Source organism: Thiothrix litoralis (assembly GCF_017901135.1).
In the GTDB taxonomy this organism is placed as follows: Bacteria; Pseudomonadota; Gammaproteobacteria; order Thiotrichales; family Thiotrichaceae; genus Thiothrix; species Thiothrix litoralis.
The window spans coordinates 1267680-1282734 of record NZ_CP072801.1; the positions used below are offsets into that span (position 1 = coordinate 1267680).

At 51.3% G+C, this 15055-nt stretch carries 22 protein-coding genes, 1 tRNA gene and 1 pseudogene; 18 read left to right on the top strand and 6 right to left on the bottom strand.

Annotation, left to right across the window (positions count from 1 at the left end; all coding sequences use genetic code 11):
• Positions 1-12: 12 nt before the first annotated feature.
• From J9253_RS06035 to J9253_RS06090, 12 genes are all read left to right on the top strand, one after another.
• On the top strand, positions 13-534 hold the full coding sequence (locus J9253_RS06035) for a hypothetical protein (RefSeq protein WP_210223759.1): 522 nt from the start codon (positions 13-15) through the stop codon (positions 532-534).
• 83 nt (positions 535-617) lie between these two features.
• A complete protein-coding gene (locus J9253_RS06040) occupies positions 618-806 on the top strand; it encodes a hypothetical protein (RefSeq protein ID WP_210223760.1) in 189 nt (62 codons plus the stop codon).
• On the top strand, positions 803-1000 hold the full coding sequence (locus J9253_RS06045) for a hypothetical protein (protein WP_210223761.1): 198 nt from the start codon (positions 803-805) through the stop codon (positions 998-1000). Before J9253_RS06040 ends, J9253_RS06045 begins: the two co-directional genes overlap by 4 nt.
• Positions 997-1173 (top strand): hypothetical protein, encoded by a 177-nt coding sequence (locus tag J9253_RS06050; RefSeq protein WP_210223762.1) that lies wholly within the window; start codon positions 997-999, stop codon positions 1171-1173. Before J9253_RS06045 ends, J9253_RS06050 begins: the two co-directional genes overlap by 4 nt.
• On the top strand, positions 1170-1643 hold the full coding sequence (locus J9253_RS06055; protein WP_210223763.1) for a hypothetical protein: 474 nt from the start codon (positions 1170-1172) through the stop codon (positions 1641-1643). Before J9253_RS06050 ends, J9253_RS06055 begins: the two co-directional genes overlap by 4 nt.
• The gene (locus J9253_RS06060) at positions 1636-2007 is read left to right on the top strand and encodes a hypothetical protein (protein WP_210223764.1); all 372 of its coding nucleotides are present in this window, start codon (positions 1636-1638) and stop codon (positions 2005-2007) included. The genes J9253_RS06055 and J9253_RS06060 overlap by 8 nt, the downstream gene beginning before the upstream one ends.
• A gap of 13 nt (positions 2008-2020) precedes the next feature.
• Positions 2021-3913 (top strand): hypothetical protein, encoded by a 1893-nt coding sequence (locus J9253_RS06065; protein WP_210223765.1) that lies wholly within the window; start codon positions 2021-2023, stop codon positions 3911-3913.
• A gap of 81 nt (positions 3914-3994) precedes the next feature.
• Positions 3995-4171, top strand: a complete 177-nt coding sequence (locus J9253_RS06070; RefSeq protein WP_210223766.1) for a hypothetical protein — start codon at positions 3995-3997, stop codon at positions 4169-4171.
• A 94-nt stretch (positions 4172-4265) separates the two neighbouring features.
• A complete protein-coding gene (locus tag J9253_RS06075) occupies positions 4266-4424 on the top strand; it encodes a hypothetical protein (protein ID WP_210223767.1) in 159 nt (52 codons plus the stop codon).
• 13 nt (positions 4425-4437) lie between these two features.
• Positions 4438-4644, top strand: coding sequence for a hypothetical protein (locus J9253_RS06080; protein WP_210223768.1), 207 nt, complete (start codon positions 4438-4440; stop codon positions 4642-4644).
• Positions 4641-4859 (top strand): hypothetical protein, encoded by a 219-nt coding sequence (locus J9253_RS06085; protein WP_210223769.1) that lies wholly within the window; start codon positions 4641-4643, stop codon positions 4857-4859. Before J9253_RS06080 ends, J9253_RS06085 begins: the two co-directional genes overlap by 4 nt.
• 2 nt (positions 4860-4861) lie before the next feature.
• On the top strand, positions 4862-5983 hold the full coding sequence (locus tag J9253_RS06090; protein WP_210223770.1) for a site-specific integrase: 1122 nt from the start codon (positions 4862-4864) through the stop codon (positions 5981-5983).
• Positions 5984-6222: 239 nt separating this feature from the next.
• Here the strand turns inward: J9253_RS06090 and J9253_RS06095 are convergent, their stop codons facing one another.
• The 3 genes from J9253_RS06095 to J9253_RS06105 form a co-directional block, all read right to left on the bottom strand.
• On the bottom strand, positions 6223-6603 hold the full coding sequence (locus J9253_RS06095) for a type II toxin-antitoxin system death-on-curing family toxin (RefSeq protein WP_210223771.1): 381 nt from the start codon (positions 6601-6603) through the stop codon (positions 6223-6225).
• A gap of 1 nt (position 6604) precedes the next feature.
• A complete protein-coding gene (locus J9253_RS06100; protein WP_210223772.1) occupies positions 6605-6853 on the bottom strand; it encodes a type II toxin-antitoxin system Phd/YefM family antitoxin in 249 nt (82 codons plus the stop codon).
• A 296-nt stretch (positions 6854-7149) separates the two neighbouring features.
• On the bottom strand, positions 7150-7368 hold the full coding sequence (locus J9253_RS06105) for an Arc family DNA-binding protein (protein WP_210223773.1): 219 nt from the start codon (positions 7366-7368) through the stop codon (positions 7150-7152).
• 135 nt (positions 7369-7503) lie between these two features.
• Between J9253_RS06105 and J9253_RS06110 the strand changes: the two genes are divergently transcribed.
• The 6 genes and pseudogenes from J9253_RS06110 to J9253_RS06130 all read left to right on the top strand — a co-directional run bounded on the left by J9253_RS06110 (position 7504) and on the right by J9253_RS06130 (position 10720).
• The gene (locus J9253_RS06110) at positions 7504-7671 is read left to right on the top strand and encodes an Arc family DNA-binding protein (protein ID WP_210223774.1); all 168 of its coding nucleotides are present in this window, start codon (positions 7504-7506) and stop codon (positions 7669-7671) included.
• A 169-nt stretch (positions 7672-7840) separates the two neighbouring features.
• Positions 7841-8809, top strand: a pseudogene (locus tag J9253_RS20900) (IS481 family transposase); the annotation flags it as partial.
• 18 nt (positions 8810-8827) lie between these two features.
• Positions 8828-9604: a BRO-N domain-containing protein gene (locus tag J9253_RS20905; protein WP_228291570.1), complete on the top strand. Its 777-nt coding sequence runs from the start codon at positions 8828-8830 to the stop codon at positions 9602-9604.
• Complete coding sequence (locus tag J9253_RS06120) at positions 9601-9822, top strand: hypothetical protein (protein WP_210223776.1); 222 nt, start codon at positions 9601-9603, stop codon at positions 9820-9822. Before J9253_RS20905 ends, J9253_RS06120 begins: the two co-directional genes overlap by 4 nt.
• Positions 9819-10055 (top strand): hypothetical protein, encoded by a 237-nt coding sequence (locus J9253_RS06125; protein ID WP_210223777.1) that lies wholly within the window; start codon positions 9819-9821, stop codon positions 10053-10055. The genes J9253_RS06120 and J9253_RS06125 overlap by 4 nt, the downstream gene beginning before the upstream one ends.
• On the top strand, positions 10055-10720 hold the full coding sequence (locus tag J9253_RS06130) for an HNH endonuclease signature motif containing protein (protein ID WP_210223778.1): 666 nt from the start codon (positions 10055-10057) through the stop codon (positions 10718-10720). Before J9253_RS06125 ends, J9253_RS06130 begins: the two co-directional genes overlap by 1 nt.
• Positions 10721-11125: 405 nt before the next feature.
• Here J9253_RS06130 and J9253_RS06135 read toward each other — a convergent pair.
• The 3 genes from J9253_RS06135 to dnaG form a co-directional block, all read right to left on the bottom strand.
• A tRNA-Ile gene (locus J9253_RS06135) sits at positions 11126-11202 on the bottom strand.
• 14 nt (positions 11203-11216) lie between these two features.
• Positions 11217-13091 (bottom strand): RNA polymerase sigma factor RpoD, encoded by a 1875-nt coding sequence (rpoD, locus tag J9253_RS06140; RefSeq protein ID WP_210223779.1) that lies wholly within the window; start codon positions 13089-13091, stop codon positions 11217-11219.
• Between the two features lie 71 nt (positions 13092-13162).
• Positions 13163-14926 carry a DNA primase gene (dnaG, locus tag J9253_RS06145; RefSeq protein ID WP_210223780.1) on the bottom strand — a complete coding sequence of 588 codons (1764 nt, stop codon included), beginning with the start codon at positions 14924-14926 and terminating at the stop codon, positions 13163-13165.
• Positions 14927-15055 lie beyond the last annotated feature (129 nt).

Genomic DNA, 15055 nt, shown 5'->3' on the forward strand with positions numbered 1-15055 from the left:
AGGGCTTAGAAAATGAAAACACAAAACACAATGTCATTGAAATCAGCACTGACAGGCGCAGCAGCAACCGCTACTGCCCTGCTCTTAATCATCAACCCCGCCGCCGCCGCTGCCAAGTTTGCCGACAACAAACTGCCAGTGATCATCAAAACCGAATGCAGCGTGTTCCTCAACAGGGAGCATTGCATTTATACATTCGAGGATGGAACAACCAAAACAGAAATCAAGCCACTGGGGACACGCCCGGAAAACTTCCCTGCTCCAAAAAAGACGGCAGCAAGTGACCAAGCATGTACCGTTTTTTTCCGCGCAACCGTTGGCGGTCAGCCAGCAATGAGACCAACCACAATCCGGGTAATGCAATCAGGGATAGTCGTGATGGAGATACACGGACACTCTGCAACGACAAAAGAGCTGACATGCTGGGGTAACTACACCGCATATTTCACGACCACCATCGCGGAAAAAGAAGTGACCAAAACCCGGACATTTACCGTCCTGACCACAACCAAGGCCATTGTCGCAATGGATTAAAAAAGCCCCTCTTGCGAAGGGCTTCCACCTCAATCAACGACCCACCAATGTTTCGACGCTGCGGTGGGTCAGGAGACACATAAATGTTACAACAAACTACACATCTTAATCCCTTTTCAACAGGGCAAAAACAGTCTAAAGCACGTCACTGGAAGAAGCAATCCGCATACAAACCAGCGGCTGAAATCCAAATCTGGCTGAAGAACATCGAAATCCGCCACTGGCTCACCAACGGCCTGCCCCGCCCTACCCGCGCAGGAGGTGCAGCATGAACCGTTCCGTTGAAGCCATCTTGAAACAAATTCACGGCGAGTCGATCATCCTTGAAATCTTCACCGATGCAGCAGCCGCCGACCGCCATGACGAATGCTCCAAGCACAAAATGCTGGACGCGGCTGTGTTGGTACTGGAAAGCCTGCAAGCGCTTCATACCGACCTGAAACAGGCGATGGAGGTGCAACCGTGAGACAGCAACCCCTGTACCAGCCACTGCCCCGCAAACGGGCGCGTCAGGCTAACCACCAAGGCCGGGTAATTAAGATCGGCATCACTATTTTGCTTGCGGTCTTGATCATCCCACCCGTGTGGATGACCAACACCATCCAGTATCTGGGCTATGTCATCGGGAGTTTCAAATGAGCAATCTAAGCAAACCTTTCTCACTGTCCGATCTTGTCGCCCTGCAAGCTGAAAACCAGACCGCGCAAGCCAACTTGAAAACTGTTACAGAAATCAAGTTAGACCAAATCCAGCTATTTGACCTACCCGCCCCACACGGCGGCAACCGTCAAGGCAGTGGGCGCAAATCCGTAGCGGAAAAAACGGCAGTTGTTCGCGTACCGGTGGGGTGTTTGGCAGCGGTTCAGCAGTTGATTGCTGATTACCGTCATCCAGACTTGAAAACTGTTACAGAAATCAAGTTGCCCGAAGGCTTGCCACACGCCAGACGAGCACCACCCCGTTACCGCCTGATCGTGGGTGGCGTGGAATGCTTGTGGTCTGGTCGTGGGCGCTTGCCGATGGAATACCAGCAATATGCAGCAAAGCACGGCTATCAAGGTCGTGAGTATCTGGAAGCCATGCTGATCGAAGGGGGCAGTCATGAATAACCCACTCTTAAGCGCAGCCGAACAGGCGCATATCGACGCAGCACGGGCATTACACGATCAACCCTACCCCACCCTCCTCCAGCCCCACACTGCATGGGAATCGCTCAAGCAACGCGCTGCCGACATTGACTACTGGCGCTGGTTCAAGGTTGCCGCCACGATCTTGAACCTTGCCGGTTTCACCTACCTCCTCGGCATGTTTATGACGTATGCCGAGGCGTTTGGGTGGCATTCCATCTACAGCGTTGGCTTGCTGCTGATGGGCATCTACCACCTCCACGCGGTGTGGACGATGGAAGCCGATGACGGCATCAAAACACTACTGCACAGCACGGGGATGTATGTCCTCGTGATCGCATACTAACAGGGGAATCATCATGAGTAACAACACAGCATCTGCTTACAAAATCAACCAGCGCCTCAAGCTGCTGGAAACCGACCTGTCCGACTACCGAGCCGCACTAGATCACTCCATTGTTAACCTCAGCATTGCCAAGTGGGTCACATTCATCCTGTATTTCACCGCTGTTTGGACGTTGTACGTCTATGACGTGTGGGGTGTCGCTGACTTCCTGAGCAGCAACATGGGTGACGCACCCGCCTTCATCATCTTCGGCACCGTTTCCGTCATGCTCCCCCGCTTCCTGTCCAGGACAAAGGAAGACCGTTACAAAGACATCGCGGAAACCACCGCCAGCGGCTACCGACTAAACATCGTCGCCATCCTGACGCTGATTTTTTTCGCGTGTTCCGGGCTGTTTTTCGAGTTGTTTACCGCCACCTCGCAACAGCAACACATCACCACCACAGCGGCTGAAAATAGCCAATCGTTCAAGCAGACCGAAAGCACCATTACCATTGCCAGCACCAGCGGCTCAGAATTGGCAGCGGCTGAGCGCCGGGTTGCTCTCTGCTATGCAAAAAAGGAGAAAACCTGCGTGGGTGATGAAGCCCGTGCCAATTCACTCAGAGAACAGCAAGCGCGTGATGCTCAGCAACAGATCGCCGCCAGCACTGCCCTATTCGCTGAGCAACACAAGGCACGCGAAGAACTGAAAGAAGACGCTAACAAACCGCTGTTCAAAATGATTCGCGACACGTTTGACGTAACCATTAACACGGGCATGATTATCGGCGTAGCAATCATGATTACGATTTTTGAATTAACCCACATCATCAATTTATTTACTTACGCCAGCCGTTTACGCCGCTGGAGAGAAACCAACAACGAATTAATTGAAATGAACGGTGAATATATGGAACTCACAGGCCACATTGTTTCCTCAGACGATTTCGACGACATGAAAAAACCTGTATCACGTCAACCGATGCAACCAGTAATGCCGCAGGACTTTAAAAAGCCATCTCAATCAGCAGCACCCATTAAATCACCTGCATTTAATGATACTGCCACAGCATTGAATAACCGCCCTACCCCATCGTCTATTTCCAGCACCATTAAAACCATCGTGAACGGTGTTGACCTGAGCAAAGCAAATACGGCGGGCGATATTAAAAAAGCGGTCTACAACGCTTATTCCGTTATCCCCAACCCTGCCCCGCTGAATGATACCGATCTGGACAAAGTGGCTGAAAAGATCACCCAAGATCGTGGCATCCAACCGCCAGCCATCGCTGCTGAGCAACACCCTGCCCCTGCCCCTAAAAAGGTATCGTTCGGCATGATCCCAGAACGCCCCAGCAATCAATACATCGGCGGCACAGGCATCAAAAACCCAGCACTGGGCAAAGCTGAAGCCATCTATCCCCTCCCGCTCCCCACCGATGATATGGTCAAAAATGACGCGGTGCAGCAATCTGGAACGGATGGCGGAACGGATGGAACGGATAGAAGCGTTCCGAACGCTACGGAACGGAACGCTATGGAACGGGTTGGAACGGGTGAAATAGAAGCGTTCCATAGCGTTCCAATCCGTTCCGTTGAGAAGGGCGGAAGCGTTCCAAGCGCTGCGGAAGAGGGTGATACCGCCAAAAATGACACAGAAAACTTTGAAAGAATGCGCAAGGTTTTTGAAGAAAATGAACTACTTGAGAAGGGAAGGGAAGTGTTCTGCCCAGTATGTGCCGTTCCGTTCCTGAAGAAGCGTTCCAACCAACGGTTCTGCTGTGTAGAAGACAAAGCGCATTACTGGAAACTCGCAAAACGGAACGGATACCGTGGCAAGGAACTGGATGGAACGGATGGTGGAACGGATGGAACGGATGGTGGAACGGATGGAACGGATGGTGGAACGGATGGAACGGATTGAATGGAACGGATGGAACGGATGGAACGCTTCATCCGTTCCGCTCCAAATACACAACATCATCAACAACGACGGAGAAAACACATGAAACATTACATCTTGGATAACCAAGGATTCATCACTTATTTTGCAGATGAAGGGCTAGTGTGCAAGGTTCGCCTTGATACCCAAACAATCGCAAGACTGCTCGCACTTCGCCACGACAACAGAGGCGACCCTGAGTATCTGGAGGCGGCATTTGGAACAACAATACTTCATTGATTACTGGTCACGTCCGAATACAGAAAACAACGAGCCTGAATCTGCAATCGCTTAACCACCAACCCCCCGGCAATGCCGGGGAAGGAAACACAAAATGAAAACAGCAGAACAAATTATTATCCTGATCGGCCTATTAATCGGCGGCGCAATAGCCGCGCAATTAGGAATAGCTGGCGGATGGGAAACATACAAAGCCTTCGCGCCTTTAATTATTGTTTTATTTATCGCAGCTAAAGCCGCCATTTCACTCTAAACAGGAGATAACCATGCAAACACCTACCCAACAAAAAACCCAAACACTAAACCCCGAAAAACTCGCCGAGGCAGTAGACCTTTGCATTGCCATCCTCGACGACCTTGAAACCGAAATTGAATACTCCAACGCCACCCATGGCATGAGCTACCGTACCGCGCTCGAATCAGCCCAACAACTACTCGAAACCCTCAAAGAAGCAGGGGAGGCAACAGCATGACCACACTCATCACCTACGCCGAACTCAAACGCACCGTCGGCGGCAACACCCCCGAAAGTGTCGTAGCCAACCTTGAAGTGCTACGCATCCGCTACATCCTACCGCCCAGCGGAAAACCCTTTACCATCCTAAGCGCCATCGAATCCGCTATGGGGCTACGTCGTCGCCAAGACCACGACACCAACCTCAAACCCCAACAAACCATCGAGCTATAACCATGCCAAGACCACGCCAGCTACGCGCCACACTCCAATACCCACCCTATGTCAGCGTCAGCTATGGCGTGGTCGTCTTCAGACCCTACGTCCCAGCCGAAAAAAGGGCAGGGCTAGACGTAGGCAAAAACGGCCTACTCAAACACAGCATCCGCCTGGGCACACCACTGGATGACCAAGACGCCATCTACCGCGCCTACCTTGCCGCCCGCGAATCACTACGCCTACAAATGACCAGCGCCCGCAACACCCTAGGCTGGCTCACCGAACAATACCTCGCCTCACGCCAATTCCGTGACCTCGCCATCAGCACCCAAAAACGTGCCTTCCAACTATCCCGCATCCTCGAACACCCCCTCAAGATCAACGGCACACCCAGCACCCTCGCCATGCTCCACATCACCAACCTCAGCCAACCGCTATTACACCAGATCGCCGACAAACGCCTCAGCGACTACCAACGCAACGGCAAAAAAGGGGTTGTCCAGGTCAACCGTGAAACCACCTTTCTCAGTGGCGCACTCAGTTGGGCGTGCAACTACATCCCCGACATCGGCATCACCACCAACCCCTTACGCGGCTTCAGCGGCATCCCCGAAACACCCATCACCCGCTACATCACCGACGACGAATACCAAATCGCCTACGACCACGCCGCCAGCATCCGCCCCTGGCTACAACCCCTCATGGAACTCACCTACCTGCTAGCACTACGCGGCATCGAAACCCTCACCATCCGCCTCAGCGACTGCACGGAAGAGGGCATCCGCACCCACCGCCGCAAAGGCTCCCGCGACAACATCATCCGCTGGTCACAACGCCTGCGCCAAGCCCACCAAGCCGCCCTAGTACTCCACCAACCCGACAAACAAACCGTGCGTGACCCCTACCTGATTTGCTACCGCAACGGCGAAGCCGTCAGCCGGGGCGCAGCCCACATCGCCATGCGCGAACTCAAAGCAAAACTCGACGCAGCAGAGCAGGGCGAAACCTTTTTCAACCTCCACGCCCTCAAAGCCAAAGGCGTCAGCGACAGCAAAGACAAACACATTGCAGGCCATCGTAGCGAAGCCATGCGCAACCGCTACGACCGCAAATTACCCACCACCGACCCCGCAAAATAATCACACAAGAAAAAACACCGCTTGCCGATAAGCCGCACAAATGGAACAATGGCGGCATTCAATGAAAACCGGACTCCCGAAAACGTTTTCAGGAAGAGAACATTTTTTTCAGGAAACCCGGTTTACATTTTCTGTATGGCACACAGACGCCACTTTAAACCGTTGATTTAAATAAATTCACCAAGGGATTCATAATCCCTTGATGATTCATAAAAAACACCCATAAATCCATGCAACATTCACAACTTGCATGACAACGACCTCAGCCAATCCGCTAAGCCCAATTCATCCACCTCACCCAGCACGACCTTAACGATCATGCCACCAGCATCCTCTGGGCTACCGTAATCCAGTTCCACGCCGTTGAGTGCCAGCAACGTATCCAGCGCCGCGAACGCGGTACGCTTATTAGCATCATTAAACGCATGGGCAACCGCAATGAAAGCCGCATAACACGCCGCCAGCTCAAACACATCCCCAATCAGCCCATACTCCAGCCGATTCAACACCCGCGCAATTACCGATTCCACCGACTTATCCGGCGCTTCACCTTGCAACTCATGGGCATTGATCACGCTATCATGAATCAGGATAACGTCCGGTGCAGACAAGTACTTCATATCACTTGTCCTCAAGGTATTTCAGCGTAGCCGCAATCGCAGTGCGGCGGCGTGCCAACACAGCGCCTAACTCATCAGCGCCCGCCGTCACCAACGGCGCAGGGCTAATAGCGGCCACTGGTACAAAGTACCCCACCACCTGACTACGATTGAGAATAGCAACAGGGCAGTTACCCGCCTGCGCAATGACCTTGGCAGGCTCACGCAACTCCGTCATAGAAATAGACTTACGGGAAAGTAGGGTTTGCATACATCATCTCCGGTTACTGTTTAAGTGTGCTGTTATTGTCACACTTAACAACACACAAAACCAGACATTTACAGTTAGGAGCAGCCTCTGACTTTTCCTAGGCATTCACACCGGGGATTTCTTCCACCCGTGACAGTTATCACGTTAAATTTACTTAACGTATAGTAGATTCAAATCTCTGATTGCGAAATATATGGGCATCTCTATGCAAGTCCTAGCTACTCATTCACCCCACTAAAAACCCTAACCCATTGATCACATTGTCCCTCACTAATAACGACGGGCAATGAGATCAACTACTTAGAAATAACCCCACTCTCAATCAACACCTCCCGCATCAACTCCTTCATCCGCCTTTCCGTAATCGGCTTGGTTTCCGCTTCCGGCAAAGACTGGGCAAGCCGAAGCCTTGCGATGACTTCCGCATTCATAGATCGGCTGCCTTCATCTGCTGCATCCATTAATTCTTGATGCAGATCAAGGGGTATACGTAGTGTGATTCGCTGATATTCCATGACGCAATGTTACATCAGAATGCTGTCATTTTTCACCTGACAGAGTTTTACTGTCATTTTGTTATTGACAGTAAAACTCTGTCACATTAACATATCCACACTGACAGAGATTTACTGCCACTTAAGGAGAAAAACATGCAAAGGATGACCATCAGAGTTCCAGATGAATATCGGGAATGGCTGGAAACAGCAGCCAAGAGCAACCACCGCACACTGAACGGCGAAATCATTGAAATTTTCAGGAAGTTGAAGGAGGAATGGGCAAAGCAACAAGAACCGCTGGAAACAGCATCAGCAAAGTAATCGGGGAAGAGGGTGGTGACACACCCGCAACCCCTAACCACTCAATATTGAATAGGACTACATGTCATGTCCCATGGGATCATATTCCCTCAAGGAGCTACCCATTATTCAAAGCACGGGCTATCCTTGAAGGCATCTTATCCACCCATGGCTACAAGGCAAAGCGTACATGAAACTGCATCCCGAAGCACGGACAACCCCGAAATTACGGAGTGAAATCAAGGCATCGCCGCTCACACAAGCAGAACTGGCGAAACAATACAATGTCAGCCGCCTGACGATCCGCAAATGGCAGAACCGTGAGGAGATGACCGACAAATCGCACCGTCCCGATACGCTGCACACCACGCTGACTGAGGTACAGGAATGGTTGGTGGTGGAGCTACGTAAGACCCTGCTGCTGTCGCTGGATGACCTGACCCACATCACCAAAGAATATATCAATGCCGCCGCCAGCCGTTCGGGTATAGACCGCTGCCTGCGTCGTCATGGGATCGCCAACCTGGCGGTAATGAAGCGGGAACTGTATGGCGAGGAGCCGCCACCGAAAAAGGTGTTCAAGGACTACGAACCCGGCTATATCCATATTGACATCAAATACTTGCCGAAGATGCCCGACGAAAAGGAACACCAATACCTGTATGTCGCCATCGACCGTGCCAGTCGTATGGTGTGCCTTGCCATTTACCCCGACAAAGCGGCTGCCAGTACAGCGGATTTTTTGGGTAAAGTAGAGCAGCGCTTCCCCATCAAGGTGCAATACGTGCTGACCGACAATGGGAAGGAATTCACCGACCGCTTTACCCGTAAAGGGGAACGTGACCCCACAGGCAAGCATAAATTCGACAAAGCCTGTGAGCGCATCAAGGCTGAACACCGCCTCACCAAGCCACGCCACCCCCAAACCAACGGCATGGTAGAACGCTTCAACGGACGTATCAGCGACTTGTTGCAAACCACCCGTTTCGCCTCATCCAATGAATTGGCTGACGCGATCAAACATTATGAACGGCTCTACAACCACTGCATTCCCCAGAAAGCACTGGGATACAAAACCCCTATTCAAGCACTCAAGGAATGGCAGAAAAAGAAGCCAGATTTATTCAAAAAGAAAGTATATGATCTATCGGGACTTGACAACCTACATCTAATGGCTATGCAAGATAATATCAACATCAACATCACTGTCAACCAGCCAACCGCACCAGCGGTAGCGGTTGCCCCAAACGCGTACAACTTCGGTGGAAACGCCATTCGCATCATCACTATCAATGGTGATCCGTGGTTCGCAGTTGCTGATGTCTGTGATGTACTGGGCTATACCAATAGCCGAAAAGCCCTAGCGGATCATTGCCGGGCGGATGGTGTAACGAAACGTGACACCATCGACAGCATGGGAAGAACTCAGTCACTCACCTACATCACCGAAGGCAACCTTTACCGCCTGATCATCAAGAGCCGCAAACCGGAAGCAGAAAAGTTTGAAAGCTGGGTTTGTGATGAAGTGCTACCCAGCATCCGCAAAACCGGCAGTTATACCGCAGCATCCAAACCCGCAGTGGAATACATCACCGCCACCCAAATGAACCACCTCGCGTGCTTGGTTGGCGCAATGCAGGAAAACTTCCACTACAGGAATGCAGCCTCTCACGCCGCCTATGCCAGTCTTCGCAAAGCGTTCAACGTCGAAGACAGCATCAAAAACCTGCCAGCGTCACAATTCAACAACGCACTGGCACTGATCACCGACATGGGAAAGCTCGCCTTCGCCTTCCGCAGCGCCGTAATGGAAGCCGAGAAAAGGTTCTTCCGCGAAGTCATCCGCAACGGCAACGGCTTCGACAGCCGCCGCCTCGAAGCCGAACTCTACGCCGAAGTAGCCAAACTCACCGCCAACCGCCAACAATCCCTAATGTGGAGCGCAGCAGCATGAGCGACTTACAATACACCGACCTAACCGGCTGCGTTGTCAAAGTCCCCATGCTCGACTGGCTCGAAGATGGTAGTTACTACGATGAAGACCAGGCCGACGATGAAGACACCTTCGGAATATTACCATGCAGCCGGTACTGCATTGGTCACGAAGACGGCGACGGAATCAGCGTGTGGCTGAATGATCAAATGCAGGAAGTAGAAGAAGGTATAGCATGAAAAACAAACTCGTCGACTTAAACAACCACCTCTTTGCCCAACTGGAACGGCTAGGGGATGAAGACCTCAAAGGTGACGCACTCACCACCGAGATCGAGCGCAGCCGCGCCATCACCGGCGTTGCCAAACAACTCGTACAGATCGGGCAACTGGCACTGGATGCCGAGAAGTTCAAACAAGAACATTCCAATATCCCCATGACCTGCCTACCCGAGATGCTGGAATCAAAGTAATGACCGAAAGCCATGAAAAATGGCTGGAAACCAAGCTCAGGGAAGAGCTTGGCATCCCTGCCAACCGTGAAAAAACCTACACATACCAACAATTGCTCTTCGTCAGCAACAACCGCCACCTGCCACGCGCCGAACTCACCAGTCAGTACAACCAAACCTTCGGAACAAATGTACCCGTGACGCAACTCCAATCCCTCTGCAATCGTCGCAACTGGCAAACCGGGCGCACAGGTCACATGGAAAAAGGTCACGCCACCTGGAACAAAGGCATGAAAGGGCTAAAGCTGAACAACGGCAAAGGCTGCTTCCAACCAGGCCACACACCACATACTCACCGACCCATTGGCAGCACCCGGATGCGTAGCGGCTACCAATTGACAAAAGTTGCCGAACCCGGGACATGGAAGCCCACCCACCGGCTAATCTGGGAACAAGCCCACGGCAAAATCCCCAAAAGCCACACCTTAAAGTTTCTCGACGGCAACAAGGCCAATCCCACCCTAAGCAATCTCACCCTAGTATCCCGCGCCGAACTTGCCCAACTCAACCGCAACCACTACAACACCATGCCCAACGACCTAAAACCAACTATTCTGCTAATCAGCAAGCTCGAAACCAAATACCACCAGCACTCAACAACTTACCGAACCGATAAGTCAAAGTAAGCTGTTGTTTTTATTGCAACTACTACTATTTTCTTTTTCTGCATATGATAGGATTTGATGTGAAAGACAGTGAAGATAAACAGGAAATTATTTGTTGATTCTTTTCTGCATTTAAAAGACATAAACAACTAAAAACATAATCAAGTTATTGATATAATTAGAAACTTATTTGTTGATTACTGGAGGAGTTATGTTGAAATGTCGGTAGCATCTGCGGTCTAACACTGTGATATACAGCGTGCTGTGAATATTGATATTCCTGCCCGATTCCTATTCTGGAAATAGTCCACCACGAGTGGGCTTTTTCATGGCTAATTTTCAGGAAAGCCCCATTTATTTTCAGGAAGCCAGAAACAAAAAAGGCTCACATTCATTACTGTAAGCCTTTGATGTTTTAGGGGGATTTGGTGGGCCCACTAGGACTCGAACCTAGGACCAAGGGATTATGAGTCCCCTGCTCTAACCAACTGAGCTATAGGCCCGGAAAACGTTACGGTTAGTTCGTCGGCAAGACGCCCGGCTCGTATTCAAGGAAGCTGCGAAGCATATCTGAACGGCTCGGATGACGCAACTTGCGCAAGGCTTTAGCTTCAATCTGACGGATACGCTCACGGGTTACGTCAAACTGCTTGCCCACTTCTTCCAGCGTATGGTCAGTATTCATGTCGATACCGAAACGCATCCGCAGGACTTTGGCCTCACGCGAAGTCAGGCTGGAAAGCACTTCACGGGTGATTTCCGACAAGCTCGACGTGGTGGCAGACTCAATCGGCGACAGGATATTGCCGTCCTCAATGAAGTCACCCAGATGCGAATCTTCATCGTCACCAATCGGGGTTTCCATTGAAATCGGTTCCTTGGCGATTTTCAGGACTTTGCGGATTTTGTCTTCCGGCATATCCATCGCTTCGGCCAATTCTTCTGGGGTCGCTTCACGGCCTTTTTCCTGCAACAATTTGCGCGAAATGCGGTTGAGCTTGTTGATGGTTTCGATCATGTGCACCGGAATACGGATGGTACGTGCCTGATCCGCAATCGAACGGGTAATCGCCTGACGAATCCACCAGGTCGCGTAAGTCGAGAATTTGTAACCACGGCGATATTCAAACTTGTCGACCGCTTTCATCAGGCCAATATTGCCTTCCTGAATCAGATCGAGGAATTGCAGGCCACGGTTAGTGTATTTCTTGGCAATGGAGATAACCAAACGCAAGTTGGCTTCGACCATCTCTTTTTTGGCACGGCGGGCTTTGGCTTCGCCGACTGACATGCTGCGGTTGATGTCTTTGATTTGCGAGATCGACAGGTTGCATTCGCGCTCAATATCCAGCAATTCTTTTTGGGCTTCCTGCGTTTTGGGCAAGAATGCCAGCAAACGGCTGCTATCCCCACGCTTGGTGGCACAGTAATTAGTCAACCATTCCAGATCGGTGGAATTGTTCGGGAAGCTGTCGATGAAGTCCTGACGCGCCATGCCGCCTTTTTGCACGCACAACTTCATAATGTGGCGTTCGTTCTGGCGAATACGATCAACGATTTCATTCAATTGTATGGTCAACTGCTCAATGATCGGCTGAGCCAGACGGAATTCCATGAATTTGGTAGCGACGGCATCACGAGTGGCGGTATAGGCCAATTGGTCATTACCCAGACTCGCGGCTTTCGAGGCTTCATACAGTTCGCGCAGTTCCGCAAACTTGAGACGCGCCTCTTCAGGATCCGGGCCTGTGTCAACCGGGTCTTCAACGTCGTCGTCATCTTCCTCTTCAGCTACCGCTGCTTCATCTTCAGCGACAGCTTCCACCAGAACCTCTTCCACAACCGCTGCGACCGGGAAAGCACTCAAGTCTTCGTCAGGGTTCACAAAGCCGTTGATGACATCGGTCAGGCGCATCTCTTCAGAGTCAACGAGCGTAGCCTTCTCCAACAAGAGTTCGGTTGATGCTGGGTATTGCGCCAACGCCCGCAGAATTTCGTTCAAACCCTCCTCAATACGAATGGCGATCTGGATTTCACCCTCACGGGTCAACAACTCGACTGTGCCCATTTCACGCATGTACATACGCACTGGGTCAGTTGTCCGCCCGAAATCACCGTCAACGTTCGCCAACGCTGCTGCTGCTTCCTCAGCGGCTTCGTCATCCGCCTGAGGCGCGTCGTCATTCAGCAACAGGGAATCCGCATCCGGGGCATGTTCAAACACCGTAATGCCCATATCGTTGATCATGGCAACGATATCTTCAATCTGCTCGGGGTCAACGATGGTATCTGGAAGATGGTCGTTGACCTCAGCATAGGTGAGGTAGCCCTGCTCCTTACCTTTGGCAATTAACTCTTTCAAGCTTGACTGCTGCTGCTCTTCTTGACTCATGCCCTAAAACTCTCTGGAAAAAAGGTCGGTAAGTATATCACATTTTTATAAAATGCAACCACGGTGGGTTATCACGCCCCCGGACTTTTATAGTCCTGAAGTAGTAGATAAGCCAAATCACTACGCTCTTGCTCACTTAACACCTGGGTTTGACCACGGTGTAACAGTATTTCTAGCTGCTTTTGACGCGACTGACGCCTGATTTGTTGCAGACAGTCGGCAAATTCACGCCGTATAACAGCTTCATCATCCGTTTCAAGCCGCCAGTTGGATAGCCGTTGCACAACACTCTCATGCTCTGTTTGGCGAAACTGCTCCAGCAGACCTGCGAGATGTATATGGGGATTCTCCTCGATATTTTCAATGATGGCTGCTAGTAAACCCGTGTACTTCAAATCATAATCGAGAATCTGTTCAGCACTATCAGCCACTTCCACCAATACCGGATTGTGCAATAACAGCGCAATAGCATGTTCTATTGGGGTACGGCGTACATCCTGATCACCGAGCCGCGCCTGATTATAGGCCGGGATTATCTCGCCCGCTGAATTTTTTTTCAGATGACGGCGTACCACTTCCAATGGCGTGTCCGTGAGTGTAGACAATTCTCCGAGAATTTGCTCCCGGAACAAAATAACCGGCATGGTAACCAGTAATTTCAGGCCATCATTCAACAGGCGTGCCTTGCCTTCTTTGGTGCTGATATTGAAACGCTCCTTCAAACCGGCAATCAAATAAGCACTCAAGGTCAGCGCCTCGGCTACTTGCGCTTCAAAAGCATCCTTGCCAATGCTGCGGACTTGCGTATCCGGGTCTTCCCCCTGCGGCAGGAACAGGAAACGGATTTCCTTATCATCACGCAATTCCGGCAAAGCATTTTCCAGCGCACGCCAGGCGGCGTCCCGCCCTGCCCGGTCGCCGTCGAAACAGAACACCACTTCCGGCACTAAACGTAGTAACTGGCGGATATGTTCCGGGGTTGTGGCTGTTCCCAGCGTTGCCACTGCGTAAGTGATGCCATATTGCGCTAGGGCGATCACATCCATGTAGCCTTCCACCACCAGCAAACGCCCCAGCTTGCGGGTATCGTGACGCGCCTCAAACAGGCCGTAGAGTTCAGCCCCCTTGTGGAATATGTCGGTTTCGGGGGAATTCAGGTATTTGGGCGTCCCATCGCCAATAATCCGTCCGCCAAACCCAATGACCCGCCCGCGCCGGTCACGAATAGGGAACATAATGCGTTCACGGAAACGGTCATACACTCGCCCGGCATCATTGCGGATAGACATGCCGCTCGCCACCAGCTTGTCTTCGCCGTACTGGTGCAATTCACGCCCTAGATTGCTGTTGACCGGGGCATAGCCCAAACCAAAGCGGGTAGAAACTTCCCCGCTCAAGCCGCGCTGCTGTAAATACCCAGTCGCATCAGGGTTTTGTTTCAATTGTGCCTGAAACCAGACAGCAGCCTCTTCCAACAAGGTATACAGATTGGGGTCTTTACGCTTACGCGTTGGTGCATCCGCTGCACCTTCACGGGGCACTTGCACCCCAATAGTGCGTGCTAGTGCCTCAATCGCCTCTGGATACTCCAGATGTTCGTATTCCATCAAAAAAGAAATGGCGGAACCGTGTACCCCACAACCAAAACAATGGTAGAACTGTTTCGTCGGACTAACCGTAAACGAAGGTGTTTTTTCATTATGAAAAGGACAGCACGCCATGTACTCACGCCCCGCCTTTTTAAGGGGTACGCGCGAACCTACCACGTCGATAATGTCGACACGGGCAAGAAGCTGATCAATAAATTCGCGAGGAATGCGGCCTGCTGTACTCATAAAATAGCGAAATGATAGTGTTCTGTTATCCGGGCAAGGTAGTATACGCCATATCGTGATAACACCTTCTGTTCATATCGACAAAAACGCGCTAAGGTTCTAGCCCTAAACTGGCATTTTAGTCCATAA

What these genes read in the sequence shown, in the direction of transcription:
- J9253_RS06035 (WP_210223759.1), top strand. Translation starts at nt 13, where the DNA reads ATGAAAACACAAAACACAATGTCATTGAAATCAGCACTGACAGGCGCA.
- J9253_RS06040 (WP_210223760.1), top strand. Translation starts at nt 618, where the DNA reads ATGTTACAACAAACTACACATCTTAATCCCTTTTCAACAGGGCAAAAA.
- J9253_RS06045 (WP_210223761.1), top strand. Translation starts at nt 803, where the DNA reads ATGAACCGTTCCGTTGAAGCCATCTTGAAACAAATTCACGGCGAGTCG.
- J9253_RS06055 (WP_210223763.1), top strand. Translation starts at nt 1,170, where the DNA reads ATGAGCAATCTAAGCAAACCTTTCTCACTGTCCGATCTTGTCGCCCTG.
- J9253_RS06060 (WP_210223764.1), top strand. Translation starts at nt 1,636, where the DNA reads ATGAATAACCCACTCTTAAGCGCAGCCGAACAGGCGCATATCGACGCA.
- J9253_RS06065 (WP_210223765.1), top strand. Translation starts at nt 2,021, where the DNA reads ATGAGTAACAACACAGCATCTGCTTACAAAATCAACCAGCGCCTCAAG.
- J9253_RS06070 (WP_210223766.1), top strand. Translation starts at nt 3,995, where the DNA reads ATGAAACATTACATCTTGGATAACCAAGGATTCATCACTTATTTTGCA.
- J9253_RS06075 (WP_210223767.1), top strand. Translation starts at nt 4,266, where the DNA reads ATGAAAACAGCAGAACAAATTATTATCCTGATCGGCCTATTAATCGGC.
- J9253_RS06080 (WP_210223768.1), top strand. Translation starts at nt 4,438, where the DNA reads ATGCAAACACCTACCCAACAAAAAACCCAAACACTAAACCCCGAAAAA.
- J9253_RS06085 (WP_210223769.1), top strand. Translation starts at nt 4,641, where the DNA reads ATGACCACACTCATCACCTACGCCGAACTCAAACGCACCGTCGGCGGC.
- J9253_RS06090 (WP_210223770.1), top strand. Translation starts at nt 4,862, where the DNA reads ATGCCAAGACCACGCCAGCTACGCGCCACACTCCAATACCCACCCTAT.
- J9253_RS06095 (WP_210223771.1), bottom strand. Translation starts at nt 6,603, where the DNA reads ATGAAGTACTTGTCTGCACCGGACGTTATCCTGATTCATGATAGCGTG.
- J9253_RS06100 (WP_210223772.1), bottom strand. Translation starts at nt 6,853, where the DNA reads ATGCAAACCCTACTTTCCCGTAAGTCTATTTCTATGACGGAGTTGCGT.
- J9253_RS06105 (WP_210223773.1), bottom strand. Translation starts at nt 7,368, where the DNA reads ATGGAATATCAGCGAATCACACTACGTATACCCCTTGATCTGCATCAA.
- J9253_RS06110 (WP_210223774.1), top strand. Translation starts at nt 7,504, where the DNA reads ATGCAAAGGATGACCATCAGAGTTCCAGATGAATATCGGGAATGGCTG.
- J9253_RS20905 (WP_228291570.1), top strand. Translation starts at nt 8,828, where the DNA reads ATGCAAGATAATATCAACATCAACATCACTGTCAACCAGCCAACCGCA.
- J9253_RS06120 (WP_210223776.1), top strand. Translation starts at nt 9,601, where the DNA reads ATGAGCGACTTACAATACACCGACCTAACCGGCTGCGTTGTCAAAGTC.
- J9253_RS06125 (WP_210223777.1), top strand. Translation starts at nt 9,819, where the DNA reads ATGAAAAACAAACTCGTCGACTTAAACAACCACCTCTTTGCCCAACTG.
- J9253_RS06130 (WP_210223778.1), top strand. Translation starts at nt 10,055, where the DNA reads ATGACCGAAAGCCATGAAAAATGGCTGGAAACCAAGCTCAGGGAAGAG.
- rpoD (WP_210223779.1), bottom strand. Translation starts at nt 13,091, where the DNA reads ATGAGTCAAGAAGAGCAGCAGCAGTCAAGCTTGAAAGAGTTAATTGCC.
- dnaG (WP_210223780.1), bottom strand. Translation starts at nt 14,926, where the DNA reads ATGAGTACAGCAGGCCGCATTCCTCGCGAATTTATTGATCAGCTTCTT.